Origin of the sequence: Polynucleobacter sp. MWH-Braz-FAM2G (genome assembly GCF_018687635.1) — a bacterium.
GTDB lineage: Bacteria > Pseudomonadota > Gammaproteobacteria > Burkholderiales > Burkholderiaceae > Polynucleobacter.
This window is the reverse complement of sequence record NZ_CP061300.1, coordinates 24,430-48,576: the sequence shown is the minus strand read 5'-3', so window position 1 is coordinate 48,576 and position 24,147 is coordinate 24,430. Positions and strand designations below refer to the sequence as shown.

17 protein-coding genes, 7 tRNA genes, 3 rRNA genes and 2 pseudogenes are annotated in these 24,147 nt (G+C 46.0%); 6 read left to right on the top strand and 23 right to left on the bottom strand.

All coding sequences use genetic code 11. The annotated features are described in order from the left end of the window. Position 1 precedes the first annotated feature (1 nt). The 17 genes and pseudogenes from rpoB to FD973_RS00190 form a co-directional block, all read right to left on the bottom strand. Positions 2 to 4,102: a DNA-directed RNA polymerase subunit beta gene (gene rpoB, locus FD973_RS00270; RefSeq protein WP_215323692.1), complete on the bottom strand. Its 4,101-nt coding sequence runs from the start codon at positions 4,100 to 4,102 to the stop codon at positions 2 to 4. Between the two features lie 227 nt (positions 4,103 to 4,329). Then, a complete protein-coding gene (gene rplL, locus FD973_RS00265; RefSeq protein WP_215323691.1) occupies positions 4,330 to 4,707 on the bottom strand; it encodes a 50S ribosomal protein L7/L12 in 378 nt (125 codons plus the stop codon). Positions 4,708 to 4,866: 159 nt separating this feature from the next. Further along, positions 4,867 to 5,385, bottom strand: a pseudogene (gene rplJ / locus FD973_RS00260) (50S ribosomal protein L10); the annotation flags it as partial. Positions 5,386 to 5,621: 236 nt separating this feature from the next. After that, on the bottom strand, positions 5,622 to 6,323 hold the full coding sequence (gene rplA, locus FD973_RS00255; RefSeq protein WP_215323689.1) for a 50S ribosomal protein L1: 702 nt from the start codon (positions 6,321 to 6,323) through the stop codon (positions 5,622 to 5,624). A gap of 2 nt (positions 6,324 to 6,325) precedes the next feature. Beyond that, a complete protein-coding gene (gene rplK, locus FD973_RS00250; protein WP_011901890.1) occupies positions 6,326 to 6,757 on the bottom strand; it encodes a 50S ribosomal protein L11 in 432 nt (143 codons plus the stop codon). Between the two features lie 168 nt (positions 6,758 to 6,925). Next, on the bottom strand, positions 6,926 to 7,498 hold the full coding sequence (nusG, locus tag FD973_RS00245; RefSeq protein ID WP_114637484.1) for a transcription termination/antitermination protein NusG: 573 nt from the start codon (positions 7,496 to 7,498) through the stop codon (positions 6,926 to 6,928). Between the two features lie 9 nt (positions 7,499 to 7,507). Beyond that, positions 7,508 to 7,885, bottom strand: coding sequence for a preprotein translocase subunit SecE (gene secE, locus FD973_RS00240; protein WP_114637485.1), 378 nt, complete (start codon positions 7,883 to 7,885; stop codon positions 7,508 to 7,510). Positions 7,886 to 7,905: 20 nt separating this feature from the next. Beyond that, positions 7,906 to 7,981 (bottom strand) — tRNA-Trp (locus FD973_RS00235). A 13-nt stretch (positions 7,982 to 7,994) separates the two neighbouring features. Then, positions 7,995 to 9,185, bottom strand: coding sequence for an elongation factor Tu (gene tuf / locus FD973_RS00230; protein ID WP_068320082.1), 1,191 nt, complete (start codon positions 9,183 to 9,185; stop codon positions 7,995 to 7,997). Positions 9,186 to 9,248: 63 nt separating this feature from the next. Then, positions 9,249 to 9,323 (bottom strand) — tRNA-Thr (locus tag FD973_RS00225). 21 nt (positions 9,324 to 9,344) lie between these two features. After that, positions 9,345 to 9,418, bottom strand: a tRNA-Gly gene (locus FD973_RS00220). Positions 9,419 to 9,423: 5 nt separating this feature from the next. Next, positions 9,424 to 9,508, bottom strand: a tRNA-Tyr gene (locus FD973_RS00215). Between the two features lie 105 nt (positions 9,509 to 9,613). Next, positions 9,614 to 9,727 (bottom strand): 5S ribosomal RNA (gene rrf / locus FD973_RS00210). A gap of 105 nt (positions 9,728 to 9,832) precedes the next feature. Beyond that, positions 9,833 to 12,706, bottom strand: a 23S ribosomal RNA gene (locus FD973_RS00205). A gap of 267 nt (positions 12,707 to 12,973) precedes the next feature. Further along, positions 12,974 to 13,049 (bottom strand) — tRNA-Ala (locus tag FD973_RS00200). Positions 13,050 to 13,079: 30 nt separating this feature from the next. Beyond that, positions 13,080 to 13,156 (bottom strand) — tRNA-Ile (locus tag FD973_RS00195). Between the two features lie 59 nt (positions 13,157 to 13,215). Further along, a 16S ribosomal RNA gene (locus tag FD973_RS00190) occupies positions 13,216 to 14,748 on the bottom strand. Together the 16S, 23S and 5S rRNA genes with 5 tRNA genes alongside form the textbook arrangement of a ribosomal RNA operon. 477 nt (positions 14,749 to 15,225) lie before the next feature. Between FD973_RS00190 and FD973_RS00185 the strand changes: the two genes are divergently transcribed. After that, positions 15,226 to 15,882, top strand: coding sequence for a GNAT family N-acetyltransferase (locus FD973_RS00185; protein WP_215323688.1), 657 nt, complete (start codon positions 15,226 to 15,228; stop codon positions 15,880 to 15,882). On the opposite strand, the gene FD973_RS00180 is transcribed toward FD973_RS00185, so the two are convergent. Genes FD973_RS00180 through FD973_RS00170 form a run of 3 tightly spaced genes read right to left on the bottom strand, consistent with a single transcriptional unit; the run spans position 15,879 to position 17,537 of the window. Next, entirely contained in the window at positions 15,879 to 16,226 is a 348-nt protein-coding gene (locus FD973_RS00180) for a c-type cytochrome (RefSeq protein ID WP_215323687.1), read from the bottom strand. The genes FD973_RS00185 and FD973_RS00180 overlap by 4 nt on opposite strands. A 21-nt stretch (positions 16,227 to 16,247) precedes the next feature. Beyond that, positions 16,248 to 16,898 (bottom strand): BON domain-containing protein, encoded by a 651-nt coding sequence (locus tag FD973_RS00175; protein ID WP_215323686.1) that lies wholly within the window; start codon positions 16,896 to 16,898, stop codon positions 16,248 to 16,250. 36 nt (positions 16,899 to 16,934) lie between these two features. After that, the gene (locus tag FD973_RS00170) at positions 16,935 to 17,537 is read right to left on the bottom strand and encodes a phosphoheptose isomerase (RefSeq protein ID WP_215323685.1); all 603 of its coding nucleotides are present in this window, start codon (positions 17,535 to 17,537) and stop codon (positions 16,935 to 16,937) included. Positions 17,538 to 17,641: 104 nt separating this feature from the next. Between FD973_RS00170 and rsmI the strand changes: the two genes are divergently transcribed. After that, positions 17,642 to 18,538, top strand: a complete 897-nt coding sequence (rsmI, locus tag FD973_RS00165) for a 16S rRNA (cytidine(1402)-2'-O)-methyltransferase (protein WP_215323684.1) — start codon at positions 17,642 to 17,644, stop codon at positions 18,536 to 18,538. A 57-nt stretch (positions 18,539 to 18,595) separates the two neighbouring features. Here the strand turns inward: rsmI and FD973_RS00160 are convergent. Continuing rightward, positions 18,596 to 19,075: pseudogene (locus tag FD973_RS00160) on the bottom strand (cytochrome c5 family protein); the annotation flags it as partial. A gap of 104 nt (positions 19,076 to 19,179) precedes the next feature. Between FD973_RS00160 and FD973_RS00155 the strand changes: the two are divergent. The 3 genes from FD973_RS00155 (at position 19,180) to FD973_RS00145 (ending at position 20,707) form a co-directional block, all read left to right on the top strand. Further along, positions 19,180 to 19,255: transfer RNA gene (locus FD973_RS00155), tRNA-Arg, on the top strand. 73 nt (positions 19,256 to 19,328) lie between these two features. Then, positions 19,329 to 20,480: a fatty acid desaturase gene (locus tag FD973_RS00150; protein ID WP_371816893.1), complete on the top strand. Its 1,152-nt coding sequence runs from the start codon at positions 19,329 to 19,331 to the stop codon at positions 20,478 to 20,480. 41 nt (positions 20,481 to 20,521) lie between these two features. Beyond that, positions 20,522 to 20,707, top strand: coding sequence for a hypothetical protein (locus FD973_RS00145; protein WP_215323682.1), 186 nt, complete (start codon positions 20,522 to 20,524; stop codon positions 20,705 to 20,707). 20 nt (positions 20,708 to 20,727) lie between these two features. On the opposite strand, the gene FD973_RS00140 is transcribed toward FD973_RS00145, so the two are convergent. Further along, positions 20,728 to 21,372, bottom strand: a complete 645-nt coding sequence (locus FD973_RS00140) for an MBL fold metallo-hydrolase (protein WP_371816863.1) — start codon at positions 21,370 to 21,372, stop codon at positions 20,728 to 20,730. 81 nt (positions 21,373 to 21,453) lie between these two features. Here FD973_RS00140 and gcvH point away from each other — a divergent pair, with 81 nt between their 5' ends. Continuing rightward, the gene (gcvH, locus tag FD973_RS00135) at positions 21,454 to 21,846 is read left to right on the top strand and encodes a glycine cleavage system protein GcvH (protein ID WP_215323681.1); all 393 of its coding nucleotides are present in this window, start codon (positions 21,454 to 21,456) and stop codon (positions 21,844 to 21,846) included. Between the two features lie 2 nt (positions 21,847 to 21,848). On the opposite strand, the gene priA is transcribed toward gcvH, so the two are convergent. Beyond that, on the bottom strand, positions 21,849 to 23,975 hold the full coding sequence (gene priA / locus FD973_RS00130; protein WP_215323680.1) for a primosomal protein N': 2,127 nt from the start codon (positions 23,973 to 23,975) through the stop codon (positions 21,849 to 21,851). Between the last annotated feature and the right edge of the window lie 172 nt (positions 23,976 to 24,147).

Genomic DNA, 24,147 nt, shown 5'->3' with positions numbered 1-24,147 from the left:
ATCAGTTGCGCTCCATGTCAATGTCAATACCCAACGAACGGATTTCTTTTACCAGTACGTTGAAGGATTCGGGCATGCCAGCATCAATCGTGTGCTCGCCCTTGACGATGTTTTCGTAAACCTTGGTACGGCCTGCGACGTCATCGGACTTCACTGTCAGCATTTCCTGCAAGACGTATGAAGCACCATATGCCTCGAGAGCCCAGACTTCCATCTCACCAAAGCGCTGGCCACCGAACTGAGCTTTACCGCCCAATGGCTGTTGCGTTACTAAAGAGTAAGGTCCGGTTGAACGAGCATGCATCTTGTCGTCGACCAAGTGGTGGAGTTTCAAGACATGCATTACGCCAACGGTTACTGGACGCTCGAACTGATCACCAGTACGACCATCAAATAGAACCATTTGTTGACGTGATGGAGTCATCCTCAAAGATGCCGCTACATCTTCTGGATATGCCAACTCGAGCATACGACCGATTTCAGCCTCAGTAGCACCATCAAACACTGGTGTTGCAAATGGCAAGCCTTGGCGGAGGTTCTCAGCCAAAACAGTAATTTGCTCGTCAGTGAAATTATCGATATCTTCAATGCGGCCTGTTTCGTTGTAAAGCTGCTTGAGGAACTTACGTAACTCAGCTTGTTTAGCTTGTTGACGAACCATCTCATCGATACGCTTACCAATACCTTGAGCGGCCCAACCTAAATGGGTCTCCAAGATTTGACCTACGTTCATACGAGAAGGAACACCCAATGGGTTCAAGACGATATCAACCGGGCGTCCATCAGCCATAAATGGCATATCTTCCGCAGGAGCGATTTTAGAAACCACACCCTTGTTTCCGTGACGACCGGCCATCTTGTCACCAGGCTGCAAGCGACGCTTAACAGCCAAGTACACCTTAACCATCTTCGTTACACCAGGTTGCAAATCATCGCCCTGTGTAAGCTTGGTGCGCTTCTCTTCGAAGGCTTCATCAAACTGTTTGCGCTTCGCTTCAATAGAAGACTTAATAGCTTCAACTTGTGAAGCTACTTCCTCATCAGCTGGACGAACATCAAACCAATGGTATTTGTCTAAATCAGCAAGGTATTCCTTGTCGATCTTGGTGCCTTTAGCTAATTTCTTAGGGCCGCCGTTGGCAACTTTGCCAATCAACAGCTTTTCTAAACGCATGAAAGCATCGCCTTCAACAATACGCAACTGGTCATTCAAGTCCAAACGATAGCGTTGCAATTCTTCCTGAATGATTGACTGTGCGCGTGCATCACGCTCAATACCTTCGCGAGTGAAGACCTGAACATCAATAACTGTCCCAATCATTCCTGAAGGAACACGCAATGAAGTATCTTTAACGTCAGATGCTTTTTCACCGAAGATCGCACGAAGTAACTTCTCTTCTGGAGTGAGAGTAGTTTCACCCTTTGGAGTTACCTTACCAACTAATACGTCACCAGCCTCAACCTCAGCACCGATGTAAACAATACCGCTTTCATCCAAACGGGAGAGTTGTGACTCTGCCAAATTGGAGATATCGCGCGTAATCTCTTCTGAGCCTAACTTGGTATCACGAGCAACTACAGACAACTCTTCAATGTGAATAGAGGTGTAGCGGTCATCAGCAACCACCTTCTCAGAAATCAAGATTGAGTCTTCGAAGTTATAACCGTTCCATGGCATAAACGCCACAGTCATGTTTTGACCCAATGCCAATTCGCCCAAATCGGTAGATGCGCCGTCAGCAACTACGTCACCACGGGCTACGCGATCGCCAACCTTCACGATTGGACGCTGATTGATATTGGTGTTTTGGTTTGAACGGGTGTACTTGATGAGGTTATAAATATCCACACCAACTTCACCAGCAGCAGTTTCATCATCGTTCACACGAATCACCACACGATTCGCATCAACGTAATCAACAATACCGCCTCGCGCTGCCAATACAACAGTGCCGGAGTCAACTGCAACAATACGCTCTAAACCTGTACCAACTAATGGCTTATCTGGACGCAAGCAAGGAACTGCCTGACGCTGCATGTTCGCACCCATCAACGCACGGTTAGCATCATCGTGCTCCAAGAATGGAACGAGTGAGGCAGCGGCAGAAACGATCTGGCTAGGAGCAACGTCGATGAAATCGATACGCTCTGGGCTAACCATCATAGTTTCACCAGCTTGACGAGCAGAAACTAATTCGTCAGCTAACTTGCCATTTTTGTCGATCGTCGCATTCGCCTGAGCAATCACATACTTGGCTTCTTCAATCGCAGAGAGGTAAACCACTTCATCACTTACCTTGCTATTAGAAACCTTGCGGTATGGAGTCTCGAGGAAGCCATGCTCATTCAAACGCGCAAATAACGCGAGTGAGTTGATCAAACCAATGTTTGGTCCTTCCGGAGTTTCAATTGGGCAAACACGTCCATAATGAGTTGGATGCACGTCGCGCACTTCAAAGCCTGCGCGCTCGCGTGTCAAACCACCAGGCCCCAATGCAGAAATACGACGCTTGTGCGTGATCTCTGAGAGTGGGTTAGTTTGATCCATAAACTGCGACAGCTGTGAAGAACCGAAGAACTCACGAATCGCGGAAGAGATTGGCTTGCTGTTAATCAAGTCATGCGGCATGAGGTTTTCTGTTTCGGCTTGGCCGAGACGTTCTTTAACCGCACGCTCAACACGTGACAAACCAGCACGGAATTGATTTTCAGCCAATTCACCAACGCAACGCACACGACGATTACCTAAGTGATCAATATCGTCTACTTCACCTTTGCCGTTGCGCAAGTCTACGAGGGACTTAATGGTGTCAAGAATATCTTCATTCGACAGAACCATTGGACCTTCCATTTCTGGACGGTTCAAACGGCTATTCACCTTCATACGACCAACACGTGATAAATCGTAACTATCTTCGCTGTAGAACAAACGCTGGAATAGGGCCTCAACAGCATCTTCAGTAGGCGGCTCACCAGGACGCATCATGCGATAGATAGCAATACGAGCAGCCATCTGATCGGCGGTTTCATCAGTGCGCAATGTCTGAGAAATATACGCACCAGAATCCAAATCATTGGTGTAGATAGTTTCTAATTGCTTGATGCCTGCATCGCGCAATGTTGCCAACAATTCTTCAGTGATTTCATCGTTAGCGTAAGCCAAGATTTCACCAGAATCTGGATCAACAATATTACGCGCAACTACACGGCCAACTAAATAGTCATCAGGTACAGCGATGGTCTTTGTCTTGGCAGCTTCGAGCTCGCGAATATGCTTCGCATTAATACGCTTGTCTTTTTGAATAACGACAACGCCATTCTTATCAACTACATCAAAGCTGGCTAACTGACCACGCAAACGCTCTGGCACAAATTCCATTGATGCGCCATTAGCGGTCAATGAGAAATGATCGAAATTGAAGAAGTTTGCAAGAATCTGTTCGTTGTTTAGACCAATTGCTTTGAGCAAAATGGTGACGGGCATCTTGCGACGACGGTCAACGCGGAAGTAGAGAATATCTTTTGGATCAAACTCGAAATCAAGCCATGAACCACGGTAAGGGATGATGCGTGCTGAGAACAGCAACTTACCTGAACTGTGTGTCTTGCCCTTATCGTGTTCGAAGAATACGCCAGGGGAACGATGCAACTGAGAAACGATCACGCGCTCAGTACCGTTAATTACAAAAGAGCCGTTTTCTGTCATGAGTGGAATTTCACCCATGTAGACTTCACTCTCTTTTACCTCTTTTACCTTAGTAGGCGCTTCGCGATCATAAATAATCAAGCGAACTTTTGCGCGTAAGGCTGAGTGGTATGTGTAACCACGTTGCTGACATTCTTTAACATCAAATGGTGGTTGTGATAACTGGTAAGACACGTATTCCATACGTGCATAGCCGTTGTTAGACACAATTGGAAATGCTGATGTAAAGGCGGCTTGCAATCCCTCGTTAATACGAGAAGTAGCCGGCTTATCGGCCTGTAAAAATTTAGCGTAGGACTCCAGCTGCGTTGCGATCAGGTACGGAACCTGGTGGTTGTTTACTCGCTTAGCAAAGCTTTTACGGACTCGCTTGCGTTCGGTGAAGCTATAGTTCATTTCATCTCCGAATTCAGCGACTGTACAAAGATTTGGCGATTGGCCACTACCAATCACTGGCGGACAACACTAAACCGTTTCGATCTAGTGTCCGACCAAACTTGCATTCTGCAGTCGTATCAGAAGGCAAACCCGATTTCAATCAGAAATGAAATCGGGTTTGACCTCTAGAGGTCAAACCCAACATGGCTAACACCCCTTTGTGAGGGGCGCCAGCAGTGTTTGTATTACTTGAGTTCTGCTTTAGCGCCAGCTTCTTCAAGCTTCTTCTTAGCATCTTCAGCAGTTTTCTTGTCAACGCCTTCTTTGATTGGCTTCGGTGCGCCGTCTACCAAATCTTTCGCCTCTTTCAAACCAAGACCAGTAATTTCACGAACTGCTTTAATTACTGAAACTTTATTTGCGCCAGCTTCGACAAGGTTGACTGTGAATTCAGTTTGTTCTGCGCCACCGCCAGCAGCATCACCGCCACCTGCAGGACCAGCAACAGCCATTGCTGCAGCTGAAACACCAAACTTCTCTTCGAATGCTTTAACCAAGTCATTCAAATCCATAACGGACATGCTACCTACTGCTTCAATGATTTCTTCTTTAGTAATCGCCATTTTTAGCTCCTAATACTTAAATAGTTAATCTGTCGCTTATTCAGCGGCAGGGGTTTCGTTTGCTTCTGTTCCAGCTTCTGGGGCTGCGGCGGCAGGCTCAGCACTTGCTTCCGGAGCGGCAGCTTCAGCAACTACTTCTGCTGGGGCTGCTGCTTCAACTGCAGGGGCTGCAACAGGAGCAGCTGGTGCTCCTTCTGCTTTTTGTGCTGCTACTGCGCCCAATACGCGAGCCATCGCAGAAACTGGGGCTAACATCACACCCAACAACTGAGATAACAACTCGTCGCGGCTTGGAATTGTTGCTAAGGCTTTTACGCCTGCAACATCTAACAACTTGCCGTTATATAAGCCAGCTTTAATGACTAGCTGATCTTGAGTCTTAGCAAAGTTCTGCAATACTTTTGCCGAAGCAATTGGATCAGCAGAAATGCCGTAAATCAAGGGGCCAACCATCGAATCAGCAAGAGGCTCAAACTGTGTACCTTGTGCAGCACGGCGCGCCAATGTGTTCTTCAATACACGAAGATATACACCTTGGTCACGTGCACTAGCACGTAGCTTTGTCAACTGCTCTACTGGAATACCGCGGTATTCAGCAAGCACGACGGTTTGGGCTCCAGCCAATTGAGCGCCGACATCAGCAACAATCGCTTTTTTGTCTTGTACATTCAAAGGCACGGTTTAACTCCATAAAAACCAACTGTTGCCAGTTGGGGTTACACACCAGCGTCTGATCATTTGTTCACAAAAACTCTTGTGAAAATCTTTTCAGGGTCGCCATCTGCGCTGGCTATTACTTTCGTAACGATTAAGAATTAACTCTTTGGAAGAACTAATTCACCAACGGTCTTTGATGTTCGACTCTCACTCAATAAGCGGGAGTCGACCCAAAGTTCTTTTTTGTTACAGACTAATTAAGCCGCCGCCTGTAACGATGCTTGGTCAACACGTACGCCTGCACCCATGGTGCTGCTTACGGCAACCTTCTTTAAATAAACACCCTTCGATGCAGGAGGTTTCGCTTTATTCAAAGCCTCAAGCAATGCGAGTAAATTGGATTTCAATGCAGCTGGCTCGAATGAACGACGACCAATGCTTGCATGAACGATACCGGCTTTGTCCACACGGAATTGCACTTGACCAGCTTTTGCATTCTTAACTGCAGTTGCAACGTCAGGGGTAACTGTCCCTACTTTTGGATTCGGCATCAAACCACGTGGGCCCAATACTTGACCTAAAGTACCAACAATTTTCATTGTGTCTGGGGATGCGATCAAAACGTCAAAATCAATTTTGCCGCCTTTAATTTGTTCCGCAAGATCTTCCATGCCAACGATTTCTGCACCAGCAGCTTTAGCTTGTTCAGCCTTCTCGCCTTGTGCAAAAACAGCAACACGAACATGCTTACCTGTACCAGCTGGGAGCACAACTGCGCCACGTACAACTTGGTCAGATTTCTTAGCATCAATACCCAACTGAACTGCAACATCAATTGACTCATCAAACTTGGCAGTTGCACACTCTTTAACGAGGTTCAATGCATCGTCTAATGGATAAAATTTATTGCGATCAACCTTAGATTGAATTGCTTTTACGCGTTTAGATAATTTAGTCATGATTAGAGACCTTCCACAGTGATGCCCATGGAACGGGCGCTACCAGCGATTGTTCTTACAGCTGCATCCATATCGGCCGCTGTCAAATCTGGCATTTTTGCTTTAGCGATTTCTTCCGCTTGAGCACGAGTAATTTTTCCTACCTTATCGGTATGAGGACGTGGTGATCCTTTTTCGATCTTTGCAGCTTTCTTAATCATGATGGTTGCTGGAGGAGTCTTCATGATGAAAGTGAAGCTCTTATCAGCGAACGCTGTAATCACGACTGGAATAGGCAGGCCAGGCTCCATGCTCTGAGTTTGAGCATTAAACGCCTTACAAAATTCCATAATGTTAAGACCACGTTGACCCAATGCTGGACCTACGGGTGGTGATGGATTTGCTTTACCTGCAGGAATCTGCAGCTTAATAAAGCCAATAATCTTTTTTGCCATGTATGCTCCTTTAAGCGCGCCTAACCTCATTAAGAAAGACCGCCGTTGAGTTAACGCTTTGCTAGTTTTTGGCTTTCTAGCTCCGCTCCTCGGTTAATTACAAAATCTAAATAACCATCTAAAACTACATTTACTACTTCACTGCAAAACTGGACTAAGTCCTTGTTTTTACATCTTTTCTACTTGGCCGAACTCCAGCTCAACTGGGGTACCGCGGCCGAAAATTGTAACAGAAACGCGCAATCTTGACTTCTCATAGTTCACTTCTTCAACGTTTCCATTGAAATCTGTGAACGGACCTTCTTTAACGCGAACCATCTCACCCACCTCAAACAGAGTCTTAGGCTTAGGTTTATCTACCCCAGCCTGCATTTGATCCATTATTTTGGTAACTTCTGCTGTAGAAATTGGGCTTGGGCGGTTACGAACACCACCCACAAAACCAGTCACTTTTGGCGTATTTTTCACCAAATGCCAGCTCTCATCGGTCATTTCCATTTCAATCAGGACATATCCCGGAAAGAAACGACGCTCAGATACAGATTTGGTGCCGGATTTGATTTCTACAACCTCTTCGGATGGAACCAAAATACGACCAAATTTTTCAGGCATACCAGAACGGGCGATGCGCTCCTCGAGACCCTTTTTTACACTTTTTTCCATACCGGAATAGGCATGAATAACATACCAGCGCATATTGCCGGTAGCTTGAGGATTTGCGGCTACTTCAGAATCAATCATTTTTCTTACTCACTTCCAGCCTAAAAAGACTGAAAAAACTAGCCATTCAATTAATTTGTCTGCGATCCACAAAAACAAGGACATGATCAGAACAAAGCCAAATACGACTAGAGTCATTTGGGTAGTCTCTTTACGAGTTGGCCAAACAACCTTTTTTACTTCATACCAAGAATCTTTTGCGTAGGCGATAAAACGACGCCCATCAGGAGAAATCGCCACAATCAAAACAGCAGCTGCAATGCCACCAAATAAAACAGCAAGGCGAACCAATAGGGATTGGTCTACCAACGTGTAGTAAAGAACTAACGCTGCAACAACGATTAAAGCAGCGAGTCCAGAGACCCAGCCGCTTTTTTCTTCAGTATGACTTGCTGTTTGATGAGACATTTTGCTTTCAGTTCAAATCGTGGCAGGGGCGGAGGGCATCGAACCCCCAACCTTTGGTTTTGGAGACCAACGCTCTGCCAATTGAGCTACACCCCTTTATAAAAACTTCTTAAGCCAAAATCTTTGCAACCACGCCGGCGCCAACAGTACGGCCACCTTCACGGATCGCAAAACGTAAACCTTCTTCCATCGCAATCGGAGCGATGAGTTTGACGGTAATTGTGACGTTATCACCAGGCATCACCATCTCTTTGTCTTTTGGCAACTCGATTGAACCAGTTACGTCCGTAGTACGGAAGTAGAACTGTGGACGATAGTTGTTAAAGAATGGAGTATGACGACCACCTTCGTCTTTACCCAAGATGTAAACCTCGGCTGTAAAGTGCGTATGTGGAGTGATAGAACCAGGCTTTGCCAATACTTGGCCGCGCTCAACTTCTTCACGTTTTGTACCGCGTAACAAGATACCAACGTTATCGCCTGCTTGACCTTGGTCGAGCAATTTGCGGAACATTTCAACACCAGTACAAGTGGTCTTGAGGGTTGGCTTGATACCGATGATTTCAATCTCTTCACCGACCTTGATGATGCCGCGCTCGATACGACCAGTCACCACAGTACCGCGACCGGAGATAGAGAACACGTCTTCTACTGGCATCAAGAACGCACCGTCAACAGCACGCTCTGGAGTTGGGATGTATGAGTCAAGGGCTTCAGCCAATTTCATGATGGCTTCTTTACCCAATTTACCTTCGTCGCCTTCTAAGGCTAACTTAGCAGAACCTTGGATGATCGGTGTGTCATCGCCTGGGAAGTTGTACTTAGAGAGAAGTTCACGAACTTCCATTTCAACTAACTCAAGCAATTCAGCGTCATCAACCATGTCGCACTTGTTTAAGAAAACAACGATGTAAGGAACGCCCACTTGGCGTGCCAAGAGGATGTGCTCACGAGTTTGTGGCATTGGGCCGTCAGCAGCAGAGCAAACCAAAATAGCGCCGTCCATCTGCGCAGCACCAGTAATCATGTTCTTCACATAGTCAGCATGTCCTGGGCAATCCACGTGAGCGTAGTGACGATTGGCAGTCTCGTACTCAACGTGTGCAGTATTAATCGTAATACCACGTGCTTTTTCTTCAGGAGCAGCATCGATCTGATCGTATGCTTTTGCTTCGCCACCGAATGCTTTAGAAAGCACGGTTGCGATTGCTGCTGTCAAGGTGGTTTTACCGTGGTCAACGTGACCGATGGTGCCTACGTTTACGTGCGGTTTTGTCCGCTCGAACTTTTCTTTTGCCATTTTTAATCTGCCTTTAGTTAACTCTTAAACCAAACACGAAATACACAATTAATAAATCAAACATGGTGCCCATGGGCAGGATCGAACTGCCGACCTCTCCCTTACCAAGGGAGTGCTCTACCACTGAGCCACATGGGCCAAATCTAATGCAACAAATTCTGGAGCGGGATAAGAGAATCGAACTCTTGACCGAAGATTGGAAATCTGCTGTTTTACCATTAAACTAATCCCGCACATCTGGTGGAGGGGGTAGGATTCGAACCTACGTAGGCGTAGCCAACAGATTTACAGTCTGCCTCCTTTAGCCGCTCGGACACCCCTCCGCGAACCCAATATTCTGACTCCAAATGGAGTTTCTGTCAATCACTCTAAACGCTTTGCACAAGTAAAAACGCCCAGACCTAAAAGGGTCTGGGCGTCGCTTTGGTGCCCGGCAGTTACCTACTTTCACACGGGTAATCCGCACTATCATCGGCGTAGAATCGTTTCACTGTCCTGTTCGGGATGGGAAGGAGTGGTTCCAATTCGCTATGGTCACCGGGCGTAGAGGGTTGAGTTGCTGATAAATCAACAACTCTATTTGAGTAAGCATGTATTAAGGATGCAGATTAAATCTGGCAAACATCCAACACAATAGTGCTGGTTATAGGATCAAGCCTAACGGGCAATTAGTATCGGTTAGCTTAACGCATTACTGCGCTTCCACACCCGACCTATCAACGTTGTGGTCTTCAACGACCCTTTATGTAGGTTAAACCTACGGGAGATCTCATCTTCAGGCAAGTTTCCCGCTTAGATGCTTTCAGCGGTTATCTCTTCCGTACATAGCTACCCTGCGATGCTTCTGGCGAAACAACAGGTACACCAGCGGTACGTCCACTCCGGTCCTCTCGTACTAGGAGCAGCCCCCGTCAAATCTCCAACGCCCATGGCAGATAGGGACCAAACTGTCTCACGACGTTTTAAACCCAGCTCACGTACCTCTTTAAATGGCGAACAGCCATACCCTTGGGACCGGCTACAGCCCCAGGATGAGATGAGCCGACATCGAGGTGCCAAACACCGCCGTCGATATGAACTCTTGGGCGGTATCAGCCTGTTATCCCCAGAGTACCTTTTATCCGTTGAGCGATGGCCCTTCCATACAGAACCACCGGATCACTATGACCTGCTTTCGCACCTGCTCGACTTGTCGGTCTCGCAGTTAAGCACGCTTTTGCCATTGCACTTTAGGTACGATGTCCGACCGTACCAAGCGTACCTTCGTACTCCTCCGTTACACTTTGGGAGGAGACCGCCCCAGTCAAACTGCCTACCATGCACTGTTCCCGACCCGGATAACGGGCCAAGGTTAGAACCTCAAACAAATCAGGGTGGTATTTCAAGGTTGGCTCCAGCAGAACTAGCATCCTGCTATCAACGCCTCCCACCTATCCTACACAGACCGGTTCAAAGTCCAATGCAAAGCTACAGTAAAGGTTCATGGGGTCTTTCCGTCTAGCCACGGGTAGATTGCATCATCACAAACATTTCAACTTCGCTGAGTCTCAGGAGGAGACAGTGTGGCCATCGTTACGCCATTCGTGCAGGTCGGAACTTACCCGACAAGGAATTTCGCTACCTTAGGACCGTTATAGTTACGGCCGCCGTTTACTGGGACTTCAATCAAGAGCTTGCACCCCATCATTTAATCTTCCAGCACCGGGCAGGCGTCACACCCTATACGTCCACTTTCGTGTTTGCAGAGTGCTGTGTTTTTATTAAACAGTCGCAGCCACCTTTTTATTGCAACCCTTTCGTCCTCCCCTTGTACAGGTTCAAACTACCAGGGCGTACCTTATCCCGAAGTTACGGTACAAATTTGCCGAGTTCCTTCTCCTGAGTTCTCTCAAGCGCCTTAGAATACTCATCTCGCCCACCTGTGTCGGTTTGCGGTACGGTCTTGTTAGACTGAAGCTTAGAGGCTTTTCTTGGAACCACTTCCAATTGCTTCGCGAATAAATTCGCTCGTCTCACGCCCTTGAATTACGCTACCGGATTTACCTAATAGCCATCTCCAACGCAAGAACCGGGACATCCAACACCCGGACAACTTTCCGCGATCCGTCCCCCCATCGCATCTAACAATGGTCAAGGAATATTAACCTTGTTCCCATCAGCTACGCATCTCTGCCTCGCCTTAGGGGCCGACTCACCCTGTTCCGATGAACGTTGAACAGGAAACCTTGGGCTTACGGCGAGGGGGCTTTTCACCCCCTTTATCGCTACTCATGTCAGCATTCGCACTTCTGATACCTCCAGCATCCTTTACAAGACACCTTCACAGGCTTACAGAACGCTCTCCTACCATCACATTGCTGTGATCCGCAGCTTCGGTTATATGCTTAGCCCCGTTACATCTTCCGCGCAGGACGACTCGATCAGTGAGCTATTACGCTTTCTTTAAAGGATGGCTGCTTCTAAGCCAACCTCCTGACTGTTTTAGCCTTCCCACTTCGTTTCCCACTTAGCATATATTAGGGACCTTAGCTGGCGGTCTGGGTTGTTTCCCTCTTGACACCGGACGTTAGCACCCGATGTCTGTCTCCCGTGCTCGCACTCGTAGGTATTCGGAGTTTGCTATGGCGCAGTAATCCGCAATGGACCCCACTACCATGACAGTGCTCTACCCCCTACGGTGATACACGAGGCACTACCTAAATAGTTTTCGGAGAGAACCAGCTATTTCCAGTTTTGTTTAGCCTTTCACCCCTATCCACAGCTCATCCCCTAACTTTTCAACGTTAGTGGGTTCGGTCCTCCAGTACGTGTTACCGCACCTTCAACCTGGCCATGGATAGATCAACTGGTTTCGGGTCTACACCCAGCAACTAGCGCCCTATTCGGACTCGCTTTCGCTACGCCTTCCCTATTCGGTTAAGCTTGCTACTGAATGTAAGTCGCTGACCCATTATACAAAAGGTACGCAGTCACCCCTTACGAGGCTCCTACTGTTTGTATGCACACAATTTCAGGATCTATTTCACTCCCCTCCCGGGGTTCTTTTCGCCTTTCCCTCACGGTACTTGTTCACTATCGGTCGATTACGAGTATTTAGCCTTGGAGGATGGTCCCCCCATATTCAGACAGGATTTCACGTGTCCCGCCCTACTTGTCTCTAGCCTAGTACCACCCAATAATTTTCACATACGGGACTATCACCCTTTATTGTTGGACTTTCCATTCCATTCTGTTAATTACTGAGCTATCACTAGAAGGCTCTTCCCATTTCGCTCGCCACTACTTTGGGAATCTCGGTTGATGTCTTTTCCTCTCGCTACTTAGATGTTTCAGTTCACGAGGTTCGCTTCTCATACCCTATGTATTCAGGTATGGATACCACAAAAGTGGTGGGTTTCCCCATTCAGAAATCCCCGGATCAAAGCTTATTTACCAGCTCCCCGGGGCTTATCGCAGGTTATAACGTCTTTCGTCGCCTGTAATCGCCAAGGCATCCATCATGTGCACTTATTCACTTGATCCTATAACGAGCACCATTGCTAGTACCTGTTACAGGTTTACTTCTACTTCTGACATGTTTGCCGTAATCCAAACTGTAAGTACTTGTTAAGAACTTTGTAAAACTCGTTTGATATTACTGATTGATGATTCAATCTTTACCCTTATTACATTGTCAAACGCACTCTCAAAGATACGTTTGACACTTTGCTTACTCAAATTTTTAAAGAACAGCCATAAATGGCAAAACTAAACAATTTACTAATCGCTTAGTTTTGACATTTAAGAGTTGGTGGAGGATGACGGGATCGAACCGACGACCCCCTGCTTGCAAAGCAGGTGCTCTCCCAGCTGAGCTAATCCCCCAACGTCCACTAAATCCATATCACTACTGATTGGTGGGTCTGGTAGGACTTGAACCTACGACCCCTGCGTTATCAACACAGTGCTCTAACCAGCTGAGCTACAGACCCGTGGCTTTTATTGTCAACCGATAAGTGTGGGCACTATAGATCCAGCATCTTTTCTCTAGAAAGGAGGTGATCCAGCCGCACCTTCCGATACGGCTACCTTGTTACGACTTTACCCCAGTCATGAACCCTGCCGTGGCAGTCGCCCTCCTTGCGGTTAGGCTAACGGCTTCTGGCAAAACCCACTCCCATGGTATGACGGGCGGTGTGTACAAGACCCGGGAACGTATTCACCGCGACATTCTGATCCGCGATTACTAGCGATTCCAGCTTCACGTAGTCGAGTTGCAGACTACGATCCGGACTACGATGCATTTTCTGAGATTAGCTCCCCCTCGCGGGTTGGCAACCCTCTGTATGCACCATTGTATGACGTGTGAAGCCCTACCCATAAGGGCCATGAGGACTTGACGTCATCCCCACCTTCCTCCGGTTTGTCACCGGCAGTCTCTTTAGAGTGCTCTTGCGTAGCAACTAAAGACAAGGGTTGCGCTCGTTGCGGGACTTAACCCAACATCTCACGACACGAGCTGACGACAGCCATGCAGCACCTGTGTTCACTTTCTCTTACGAGCACCTAATGTATCTCTACTTCGTTAGTGACATGTCAAGGGTAGGTAAGGTTTTTCGCGTTGCATCGAATTAATCCACATCATCCACCGCTTGTGCGGGTCCCCGTCAATTCCTTTGAGTTTTAATCTTGCGACCGTACTCCCCAGGCGGCTGACTTCACGCGTTAGCTACGTTACTCAGGATGTAAATCCCGAACAACTAGTCAGCATCGTTTAGGGCGTGGACTACCAGGGTATCTAATCCTGTTTGCTCCCCACGCTTTCGTGCATGAGCGTCAGTGTTATCCCAGGGGGCTGCCTTCGCCATTGGTATTCCTCCACATATCTACGCATTTCACTGCTACACGTGGAATTCTACCCCCCTCTGACACACTCTAGCTATACAGTCACAGGCGCCATTCCCAGGTTAAGCCCGGGGATTTCACGCCTGTCTTGTATAACCGCCTGCGCACGCTTTACGCCCAGTAATTCCGATTAACGCTCGCACCCTACGTATTACCGCGGCTGCTGGCACGTAGTTAGCCGGTGCTTATTCTTCAGGTACCGTCATTCCCGGACTGTGTTAGAGCCGGTGTTTCTTCCCTGACAAAAGAGCTTTACAACCCGAAGGCCTTCTTCACTCACGCGGCATTGCTGGATCAGGGTTGCCCCCATTGTCCAAAATTCCCCACTGCTGCCTCCCGTAGGAGTCTGGGCCGTGTCTCAGTCCCAGTGTGGCTGATCGTCCTCTCAGACCAGCTACTGATCGTTGCCTTGGTGGGCTTTTACCCCACCAACTAGCTAATCAGGCATCGGCCGCTCTAATCGCGCGAGGTCTTTCGATCCCCCGCTTTCCCCCTCAGGGCGTATGCGGTATTAGCACAGCTTTCGCTGCGTTATCCCCCACGATAAGGTACGTTCCGATGTATTACTCACCCGTTCGCCACTCGCCACCAGGTGCAAGCACCCGTGCTGCCGTTCGACTTGCATGTGTAAGGCATGCCGCCAGCGTTCAATCTGAGCCAGGATCAAACTCTTCAGTTCAATTCCTGTGATCCTTGCGGATCGTCGCACTCATTCAAGAAATCGACTTGGTAAAAAACCAAATCTTTACTGTCTATGAGTACTATTTATTTACATCTGTCCCGAAGGACTGGATGCTTTCACTTAGTACCCACAATTATCGGTTGACTAATTTTTAAAGAGGGCTGATTTGTTTTGTATTTCAAAAAACATTCAGCAGAGAGGTGAGACTATATCCCACTTTTTCAGGGTCGTCAACACCTTTCGTACTCTTTTATTTAAAAAAGCCTAAGTTTTTTCTTACTTTTAAAATAAACTCATTAAAAACAATGGGTTATATTTTTAAAAAAATTTAACTTTTTTGACTAAATTCAACTTTTTTGGAAATTTGACCCTAGATAGCCAAAAAAAATTGGCTTTTTATGTCCTGATTTGGACTATTTCCAACACATAAGGGAAAACCCTGAAATTTATTTCTAAAACTGCTAAAATATTGCTATGCACAATAAATTAGCGAATAGTCACTTACCTACCAGCCCATATACGGCAGGGCAGGCTGTACCCGTTCGTGAATTGCACGCTGGGTACAGACCAGAAATATTGAACCATTTACTCCAGTTAAATGAGGAAGATAGACGCCTACGCTTTGGCACACAAACTCCCAACGAAGTCATCAGGCACTATGTGGAACACCTTGATTTCAACAAGGATGTCATTTTTGGCGTGTTCGACTTAGACCTGAAGCTTATTGGAATGGCACATTTAGCCTATCTCCCCGAGCAAAAGGGCGCCACAAGGGCAGCCGAGTTTGGCGTTTCAGTGTTGCCAGAAGGGCGCGGCCAAGGTTTAGGCACAGCGTTATTAGAGCGATCAGCCGTCCACTCGCGCAATACACGCATTGAAACTCTGTATGTTCACTGCCTCGTAAACAATAAGGCAATGATGCACTTGGCACAAAAGGCTGGAATGACCGTTGAATATGCCTATGGCGATGCCGATGCTTGCCTTAAATTGCCCCCCGCAAACCCAGCAACTATTGTTGAAGAGGCGGCAAATGAACAATGGGCAGATTTAGATTACGCACTAAAAGAAAATCTCAAGCGCTCTAATCAAGCATGGTGGTGGTTCCTAGGAAGACCTGGACTAGCTCGTTAATTCCCGCTAGGAGCGCCACGCAATATCCAACTTGTGAGCGCAGTCAAATCTGTATTACTTAATTTTGTATTAGCAGGCATGGGAACAACACCCCACGATCCCGAACCACCTTTAGCAATTTTATTTTTTAAAAAAGCCTGTGCATTCGGTTCGTTTTTATATTTTTCTGCAACCGACTGAAAGCTAGGACCAACAATTTTTTTATTAATTGCATGACAACCTAAGCATGCATTTTGCTTTGCAAGCGCGAGTGTTTTTTCATCCTCCACATTCGCTTGTGCAGAAGCAATGCAACAAGAAAGCGCTGCATATATTAAAACTAGTTTGGCAATCGCGCGCAGCATTACCATCACCCAATTAAAAATTTATTGGAATTTAGGAGGTGCACTGGGTTGCGTTTGATCGGCCTTGCCCTGTTTCTCTAAACGAATTTTTTCATCTTGAGAAATGATGTCAAAGTAAACAAAAACTTCCTTTACGCCATTCGTATTGCTTGCCACCTTTTTTGCAAGATCGGCTTCGCCTTGAGTCAAGATGCCCATGAGATAAACACTACTTCCTTCCGCCACAATCGCCATCGAATTTGATGGTAATTGATCTGTAAAAATCATTTGGGTTTTGATCTTTGATTCAAGGTAAGAATCATTTGCTCTTGAGGTATAGCTACTATTAGGCCCAATCACTAGCTCATTAAACACAGTTCGCGCATTCTTCATTGCTTTTACGTATGCGTCTGCATCATTTTTAATATCAGCATCTTTGACTTCGCCAGTCAACAAAACTTTCTGATTGAATGATGTGACGTTGATGTGTGCGCTATCACCAAAACGTTTTGCAAGAGCATTCTCTGCCTCTAACTCAATGCCCTTATCTATCGCCTGTACTGCTGGGGTACGGCGATCTGCCATGATGCTTGCGCCTGCCGCCACACCTCCAACAGCAACCACAGCACATGCCGAAAGTTGTGATGCAATGATTGCAGAAAAAAACAATTTTCTAAGAAGCAAAATTTTCATTGAGTAATTTTTCTAAGTTGAATTAACTGTAAATATTTAATCAAGTAATACGTGGTCGACGCCATCACATAAAGCATGCAGTAAAACTAAATGTGTTTCTTGAATGCGCGCCGTCCTTGTTGATGGTGCACACAGATGAATATCATCTTTATCTAACAATTGAGCAATTTTTCCGCCGCCATTACCAGTCAGCGCAATAATTTTGATGCCCATCTGTTTTGCGACCTCAATCGCCTTGATAACATTCTTTGAGTTTCCAGAAGTGGAGATTCCCAAAAGAATATCGCCATTTTTTCCAAGTCCGCGTACTTGTTTGCTAAAGATTTCGTCATAGCTATAGTCATTCCCAACCGCAGTCAGAATTGAGGTGTCTGTTGTCAAGGCAATTGCCGCCAATTCTTGACGCTCTCTTTCAAAGCGTCCAATGAGTTCAGCGGCGAAGTGCTGAGCATCTGCAGCAGAACCGCCATTACCGCAAGCCATGACCTTTCCGCCGGCCCGCAAACAATTAACCATTGCAATTACGCCCTGAGCAACAATTTCTGGCAAAACTTTTTCGGCATCTTGCTTAACAGCGATGCTATCTAGAAAATGTTGGGAAGCGCGCATGCGCAAACGTTCATTGAGATTTTTTTCCATGACAATATTATGCGCCAAAGATACCCTAATATCAGTAGCATTCAGCTTATTTCAAAAGCGACGTATGCTCTTGATAATTAATTAACTTTTCACAGGCAACCAGCATGGGACTCAGCTCATTTGATTTTTTAAAGCAGCAGGATTTGCCTGCTGGTGCCCTCTACATGGTTGCGACGCCTATAGGCAATTTGGGTGATATTACTTTGCGCGCCCTCCACGTGCTCAATGCAGTCGATGGGATTGCTTGTGAAGACACCAGACATAGCGCAGCTCTACTCCAACAATTTGGCATTCATAAAAAGTGTATAGCGCTTCACGAACACAACGAAATTACTGGCGCCCAAACTGTTATCGAGCATCTTTCTAATAATCAGCGCTGGGCCTACATTTCAGATGCAGGCACCCCAGGCGTATCAGATCCCGGATCAAGACTGGTCAACGAAGTTCAAAACGCAGGCCTGAGGGTGATACCCATTCCTGGTGCTAGCGCAGTATCTAGCGCAATTTCAGTGGCAGGGTCTGTTATGCAACCTTCAGAAGGGCGTTTTCAGTTTTTAGGTTTTTGGCCCAATAAAACCAAGGAGCGCGATGCCTTCATAAAAGATATCTCTGGCAGCCAAAAAGCCAGCATCTTTTTTGAATCTCCTCATCATATAAAAGAGACACTTCGTTTACTTAAAAAAAATTTAACGCCTGAGCGTCCTCTTTTAATTTGTCGAGAATTAACAAAAAAATTCGAGCAGCTCGCAACCCTTCAAGCACAAGACCTTAACGATTGGTTAGACAATGCCGAAAGCCTGAAAGGCGAGTTTGTAATCATAGTAGCAGGGCGCTCAACCAATAAAGATGAGGCTCAAGAGCATTCATCACTCTTGCTTTGGGCCAATGCACTTAGCCCATACCTTAGCAGCAAAGAGATTGCCGCTGTTCTTGCCCAAACTTTAGGGCTCACAAAAAAAGAAGCTTACCAAATTGCTTTAGACGCCAAAGACGAGCATTAATAAAAAAGCTGGCGCAAGGCCAGCTTTTAATTGAATAAGAAACTATTACTTTGCGGGAGGCGCTTTTGGTTCAGGCAATTTTCCACCAGCGGAGTTAGCCATATAAACAACAGCGCGACCTAATTCGTAATCACTTACATCAGCAGGACTTGCTCCACCACGTGCAGGCATCGCGCCCTTACCTTTAAGCACAGAAGTTAATAATCCATCATAGCCTTTGCCTAAACGTGGAGCCCAAGCAGCCGCATCACCAAATTTAGGGGCGCCTGCAGCGCCGCTAGCATGGCATGCAGCACAAACTGCTTTATAAACTTGCTCGCCAGTTTGCAACTCTTTAGGAGTGCTTGCATCCTTAAAATTCAACTGAGCAACCGGCTTAATTAACTGCTCAGTGCTCGCAGAAGAGTCGCCACGCTTGCCATTGTTCACAAAGACCATTAACAACAAAATAATGATGAGTGGCACAAAAAAGCTTGCAAACACCATGATGATGAGTTGTTTTGGGGACTTAATCAGATTTCCGTGCTCATTGCTCATAAGAATTTATCGTTTGACGAGTTTTAGGTTAGGTTTGCCGTGATTATAACTAGAGAGTAGGGTTATAGGCACATACAATAGCGGGGTATCCAGTTTTTTCACTAGCGCCCGTAGCTCAGTGGATAGAGTATTGGCCTCCGAAGCCAAGGGTCGCAGGTTCGATTCCTGCCGGGCGCGCCAAAATTCAAGGGGTTTTTGACCTATATCATGCGAAAAGTTACGAAAACCGCTATCATTTGCACCTAACTTATTGATTCTTATCGTGTCTACACATTTAAATTCCGCCCTTTCAGAGCCGTCCTTAACGAATCCTTTGCCGCCAGAGGCACCATTACCGCATCGAAAAATTATTCGAAGCTGGCTCATCCCCATGGCTCAAGGTGAAACTGGGCGCGCGATCATGCTGTTAATGATCGACTCTTTTTTATGGTTAGGCTGTATTGCAGGAACCATATTTGTCGAGAACGTTCTGCTTAAAGTGATTTTCGGTCTCATTGCCGGTTTTGTGACTGGTCGCATCTTTATTTTGGGTCATGACGCATGCCATCAAAGCTTCACGCCCAATCGCGAACTAAATAAAGTATTAGGGCGTATTGCTTTCCTGCCATCTCTGACACCATATAGCTTATGGGATGTTGGTCATAACGTTGTTCATCATGGTCAAACAAATCTAAAAGGTTTTGACTTTGTATGGGCACCCCTATCAAAATCAGAATACGACGCGCTTCCCCCATGGCGTAAGGCTCTAGAGCGCCTTTACCGCAGTGGATGGGGCCCTGTTTTCTACTACTTAATTGAAATTTGGTGGAGACGCGAGTATTTCCCTAACGCCAAAAATAAACCCGGTGATCGACCAATTTTCTTAAAAGACAATTTGCTAGTTACCGCGTTTGCCATCGTCTGGATTGGCACTTTAATTGCCGGAGCAATTGCAACTGGCCAATCCATATGGATTGGCTTGCTCACTGGCTTTGCTGTTCCTTTCTTGTTCTGGAACGGAATGATTGGATTTGTGGTTTATGTTCATCACACCCATCCAAAGGTATCTTGGTACGACAAGAAATCTGAATGGTTGCGGGCGCAACCGTTTGTTTCCACTACGGTTCATCTGACTTTTAGCTGGATATGGGGCGCCTTAATGCACCACATCATGGAGCACACAGCCCATCATGTGGATATGAGTGTGCCGCTATATCGCCTGCCAGAAGCCCAAAAGACCTTGGAAACCATCCTTCCTGAACGTATTTTCGTGCAAAAGTTCTCATGGGCTTGGTATTTCGATACTGCTCGCAAGTGCAAGCTATACGACTTCGAAAACAAGGCTTGGTTAGATTTTGACGGCAATAAGACAGCGGAATCAGTTCGAGTTGTACTGAGCCCTGCTCCTGCGGGACAAAACGGGTAAAATAGATCTCTGTATAAAGATTTGCCTTACCCGGATTGCCAATGACTACCTCGACTCCAGCAGCTACCCAAGAAAACTCACAGAGCCTGAAATTTTGCTCTTCTTGCAGTCGCGAAAAACGGCTTGAAGGTGGCACATGGATTCCCACAAGCAATCGTAAGCAGCGCTGGATTTGCGCTAGCTGCTTATACAACCGTACGCATCGTACTGGCTCTGCTAAAACCTAAATTCTTAAACATTTAATGCTTTAAGCGCCATCCCCTACATAGGGGTTGGTTTTTCGTTCTTGGCCAAATGTAGACATGGGGCCGTGTCCAGGAACAAACTGTACGTCATCGCCTAATGGCCATAACTTCGTTTTAATTGCATTAATTAAATCTGCATGGTTACCTCGTGGAAAATCCGTTCGCCCAATTGATCCGGCAAATAGAACATCACCAACAATTGCAAGACGATTTTCCTTATCAAAAAATACAACGTGGCCAGGAGTATGGCCAGGACAATGAAATACCTCAAGATCAACATTTCCCACTTGAACATGATCGCCATTATTTAACCAACGATCAGGCTCAAAAGCTTTCGCATGACCAAATCCAAAACGCACTGTTTGTTCTGGCAACTGATCAATCCAAAAGCGCTCATCTTCCTGTGGCCCCTCAATAGGCACTTTCAGTTGCTCGGCCAAATCTTTAGCGGCGGCACAATGGTCTAGGTGACCGTGAGTAAGTAATATTTTTTTAACATTACCTCCCATCTGTTTCACGCCTTCAAGTATCTTTTCGATATCACCGCCTGGGTCGACTACAGCAGCATCGCCTGTTTCTTGACAAACTAAGATTGAACAATTTTGCTCAAAGGGCGTAACCGGAACAATTCCTAATTTAATTGGCATATGGATATAGAAGATAAATTCATAATTGGATGAGCAATCATTTTATGAGAGTCGGCATAAAATGAAAGCAAAGGAAAAACAATGAACTCTCAAGAAACTTTTAAATTCGCAGAAACTCACGAATGGGCAGACCAAGAAGGTGATGGCCTTATATGGGTAGGTATTAGCAATCATGCGCAAGAGGCTTTGGGTGATGTGATGTTTTTTCAAGCACCCAAACTTGGTCAACAGGTAAAGCAGGGTGAGGCAATTGCTGTCATTGAGTCGGTTAAAGCAGCTAGTGATATTCATGCGCCAGTAAGCGGAGAAATTGTTGCTCTCAACAATGAAGTAGATGCTGCACCAGAACTCGTTAATGAAAACCCATACGGGATTTGGCTTTTCAAAATTAAGCCTTTATCTAACGAAAGCCTAGTTTCAGATTTAAGTCGACTCTTAACATTAGAAGAATACAGCGCTGGTCCTGGCGCCTAAACCTAGATGGAAATAGGATCACGTTCAATTAGCCAACGAATACGACCTTCCTTGGTAATCCGACCCTGAGAATTCTCACGCAAATAGCGATCCATTGCCTCAAGTATTTCCTGTAAATCTTTACGATCTTCCGACTCAATTAAGAGTTGGGCGCGCTCAGTACCTGCGACCCGCATCACCGCTTTAGGCACTGGGTCGTATACCCTGAGACCTTTAGATATCCGGCCTTGAGAATGCATTTGCCTCTTCAATACATTCAAAAACTGAATCGCTTTATCTAGGTTTTTAGCTTCTGCATGTACCAGAGCCTGATAAGAAAAGGGTGGCAAACCCGCCTCTTTTCTTTCGTGTGCCGTATACGATAAAAATCCATCGACATCATGGCGCAATAAATACTGGAATACGGCAGCATCTGGGAACTGGGTTTCAATGTAAATCTCGCCACCCGCTTCACCATCTTTGTTGGCACGTCCCGCTCTACCTGCGACTTGAACTAGTTGTGCAAACAATCTTTCTGCAGCCCTAAAATCTTGAGAGAACAATCTACCATCAGAGTCTAAAACGGCGACCAAACCAATGTTTTGATAATCATGTCCCTTGGCAATCATCTGGGTTCCCACGACGATATCTACATTTCCTTCATGTATCTCCTGAAATAGCGCCTCTGCACCCTTACTCTTTCTGCTTGAATCTGTATCAACACGCAGTACACGGGCACTAGGCCACATCTCTTCAACCAAATCCTCTATCTTTTGCGTGCCTTGTCCCAAAGTCTTAAGATCAGCATTCCCACAATCAGGGCAATGCGTTGGGATTGGTTTAACCAAACCACAATGATGACAACTTAAAACTGACTTTCTACTTATTGCGCCTGCTTTGTGAAGAACCATGTAAGAACTACATTGCCCACATTTTGATAGCCACGAACATGCGCTACAACTCAATACAGGCGAGTAGCCGCGCCGATTAATCAGTATTAGGCTTTGCTGCTTTTTTTCTAAATTCTGACTAATGGCATTACAAAGCGTCTTAGTGATCGGACTTTTTATTTTTGGCTTGCAGCCATCACCTGGGCTAAATTGCGTTTGAGGATCTCGAGTGTTGATTAAGTGAACACTTGGCAAATTAGCGCCTTGAGCGCGCCGATCTAAACGAATGTGTTCATAACGTCCTGCTTTGGCAGCCATCCATGTTTCAAGCGAGGGCGTGGCTGATGCTAAAAGGATCGGAATTTTAAGGTCGTGAGCTCGCCAAATTACAAGATCACGTGCAGAGTATCTGATGCCATCTTGTTGTTTATAAGAAGGATCGTTTTCTTCGTCAACAACGATTGCACTCAGATTAGGTAGGGGTGTTAGCGCAGCCAAGCGGGTACCCAAAATAATTTGGGCTTTACCTGTGATTGCGTCATGCCATGCAATGCCTCTAACTTTTTCACTTACGCCACTGTGAAGAACTACCATTTCCTTTTCTGGGAAATAAGCGCGCACTCTACGCTCTAACTGGGGCGTTAAATTAATTTCTGGCACCAATAGTAAAACTTGCGCTTTTGCATCATCCAAGATTCCGCTAAGCCAATTTAAAAATACAGCAGTTTTTCCGCTCCCCGTTTGACCTTGCAAAAGTATTGCTTTGAATTTGTTTGGGGGAATTGTGCGTAATTTTTCTAGCGCGAATTTTTGTCCTTCATTTAAATGGACTACACCTATAAATCCTTCGGCCCCTTCTTGCTTCTTTTTTTTCTTTTGCTTCTCTTTGTCGGCAACCAACTTATTAGGAATCTTTTCCCATTCATCTGGCTTTTTCCACATCTGAGGAATTGTCGGAATGATGGTCTCACCAAGGGCATGGATGTAATACTGGCTAGCAAAGTTCATCAGGCGCAGGATGCCCGGGTCAAGTGGAGGTAGTGGAGAATATCTACTTACATGCTTTAATTTATCTATTTCATAATCTGAGTAAGTACTTACTTTTATAACAACTCCAACCAAGGAAGTCCTACCAAAGGGAACCTCAACAAGCATTCCAATATTTGGTGGGGCGCCCAGCAAACCCTCATCCCACAGATAGTCAAAACCCTGGGCCAAGGGCTTATCGACAACAATCTGGACTACTGTTGGGGAGCGCATGATTTACATCAAATTTCTTTTTTTCTTGTGGATAAGTCTGTGGATATCATCCAAGGTTTCTGATTAATAAGCCTATTTATTGGCTCTCTATTTTTGCACCTATTTTAAGCTTTTTAGTTATTTTACTTATAAAACAATAAGTTATGAGTGGATTCGAAAGTGAATTTTCACC

Bases quoted from the DNA above. Each gene is read 5' to 3' on its own strand.
- rpoB (WP_215323692.1), bottom strand. From the start codon at position 4,102: ATGAACTATAGCTTCACCGAACGCAAGCGAGTCCGTAAAAGCTTTGCT.
- FD973_RS00170 (WP_215323685.1), bottom strand. From the start codon at position 17,537: ATGGAAAAAAATCTCAATGAACGTTTGCGCATGCGCGCTTCCCAACAT.
- nusG (WP_114637484.1), bottom strand. From the start codon at position 7,498: ATGATTGATTCTGAAGTAGCCGCAAATCCTCAAGCTACCGGCAATATG.
- rplL (WP_215323691.1), bottom strand. From the start codon at position 4,707: ATGGCGATTACTAAAGAAGAAATCATTGAAGCAGTAGGTAGCATGTCC.
- FD973_RS00180 (WP_215323687.1), bottom strand. From the start codon at position 16,226: ATGCTGCGCGCGATTGCCAAACTAGTTTTAATATATGCAGCGCTTTCT.
- rsmI (WP_215323684.1), top strand. From the start codon at position 17,642: ATGGGACTCAGCTCATTTGATTTTTTAAAGCAGCAGGATTTGCCTGCT.
- FD973_RS00185 (WP_215323688.1), top strand. From the start codon at position 15,226: ATGCACAATAAATTAGCGAATAGTCACTTACCTACCAGCCCATATACG.
- FD973_RS00175 (WP_215323686.1), bottom strand. From the start codon at position 16,898: ATGAAAATTTTGCTTCTTAGAAAATTGTTTTTTTCTGCAATCATTGCA.
- rplK (WP_011901890.1), bottom strand. From the start codon at position 6,757: ATGGCAAAAAAGATTATTGGCTTTATTAAGCTGCAGATTCCTGCAGGT.
- priA (WP_215323680.1), bottom strand. From the start codon at position 23,975: ATGCGCTCCCCAACAGTAGTCCAGATTGTTGTCGATAAGCCCTTGGCC.
- FD973_RS00140 (WP_371816863.1), bottom strand. From the start codon at position 21,372: ATGCCAATTAAATTAGGAATTGTTCCGGTTACGCCCTTTGAGCAAAAT.
- rplA (WP_215323689.1), bottom strand. From the start codon at position 6,323: ATGACTAAATTATCTAAACGCGTAAAAGCAATTCAATCTAAGGTTGAT.
- gcvH (WP_215323681.1), top strand. From the start codon at position 21,454: ATGAACTCTCAAGAAACTTTTAAATTCGCAGAAACTCACGAATGGGCA.
- FD973_RS00145 (WP_215323682.1), top strand. From the start codon at position 20,522: ATGACTACCTCGACTCCAGCAGCTACCCAAGAAAACTCACAGAGCCTG.
- tuf (WP_068320082.1), bottom strand. From the start codon at position 9,185: ATGGCAAAAGAAAAGTTCGAGCGGACAAAACCGCACGTAAACGTAGGC.
- secE (WP_114637485.1), bottom strand. From the start codon at position 7,885: ATGTCTCATCAAACAGCAAGTCATACTGAAGAAAAAAGCGGCTGGGTC.